Origin of the sequence: Pseudoalteromonas sp. XMcav2-N (assembly GCF_024124545.1) — a bacterium.
In the GTDB taxonomy this organism is placed as follows: Bacteria; Pseudomonadota; Gammaproteobacteria; order Enterobacterales; family Alteromonadaceae; genus Pseudoalteromonas.
Genome location: NZ_JAMXSF010000040.1, coordinates 1 through 1,232 on the forward strand (window position 1 = coordinate 1; position 1,232 = coordinate 1,232).

The 1,232-nt window shown below is 57.6% G+C and carries 1 protein-coding gene; it reads right to left on the bottom strand.

The window, feature by feature from the left end:
* A partial coding sequence (locus tag NH568_RS23865) for a condensation domain-containing protein (protein WP_253111280.1) occupies positions 1-1,232 on the bottom strand: 1,232 nt, incomplete at both ends.

Genomic DNA, 1,232 nt, shown 5'->3' on the forward strand with positions numbered 1-1,232 from the left:
GACACCCGCAGCGGCAGCGTATTGATCATCATGCCCATCAGCTGGCTGCTCAGGCCATCATCGCTCATACGACCCGATAACACAGTACCAAATACCACCTCCGACTGACCGCTACACACGCCCAGCACTTTGGCCCACACCAGATGGAACAGCGCTGCAGGACTGCTGTGATACTGGCGGGTCAGGCGGCGAATACGCTGCGCCTGCGCGTCATCCAGGGTGACATGTAGGGTCTCAATGCCCGAGCCGTCATTCAGTACATCGGTCAGACCATAAGGCAAGGTGGGTTCGCTGACATCACCCAGCATCTGGGTAAAGAAGGCTTCGGTGTCCAGACTCGCTGTGCGCGCCAGGGTGCGGCCGACAAATTCCCGATAGGGCACCGGTGCGCCCAGACTGGCTTCATTGCCATTCAGCAGCGCCGTTAATTCATGGACCAGAATTTCCAGCGACACGTGATCTGAGATCAGGTGATGCTCGCACAGCAGCGCATAATGCTTGCCCTGCGCGGCGTCTTCGCACACGCTCAGCTGTAAAAGCGGCGCGTTTTCCAGCTCAATCCACAGCGGCTGCTCAGCCACATGCGCGCTAAATGCGCTCCAGACATCCTCTGACTCACTGAAGTCCAGCTCAGCCACAGGCAGCTCCACCTCACGCTGTACCACCTGAAGTGCGGTGGTGCGGTTGCGCCATAAAATCGCGGTGCGCAGCACATCGTGACGGGCAATCAGGGTGTTCAGTGCCCACTTAAAGCGCTCGAGCGACTCGCGGCTGTCGAACTCAAAGGTGGTGCTGGTGACATACGGGTCCTGCCCTTCACTCATGGTGTGTACAAACAGCACGCCTTCTTGCAGCGGTGCCAGCGGGTAGATGTCCTGAATATTAGCCATGCCACCAGGAATGGTCGCCGCAATATCGGTGAGTTGCTGCGCATCTAGCTCAGTGAGCGTCACCATCTCCGGGGTGATTTTGCTACAGTCCGCCGGAATTAAATTGGCGGGCACACAACTTGATTCCTCATTCCCAAGTGCCCGAACCTGGCGTGCCATGTCCTGTAGCGTGTGTGCCCTGAACAGGGCCTGCACATCAGCCTGATACTGACGTGCGCGTAGCTGACTGACCAGCTGCATAATCAACAATGAATGGCCCCCCAGCGCAAAGAAATTAGCGTGGACACCCACCTTAGTAGCGTCGAGCGACAACAGGGAGGCGACAATCTCGACCACCATTTT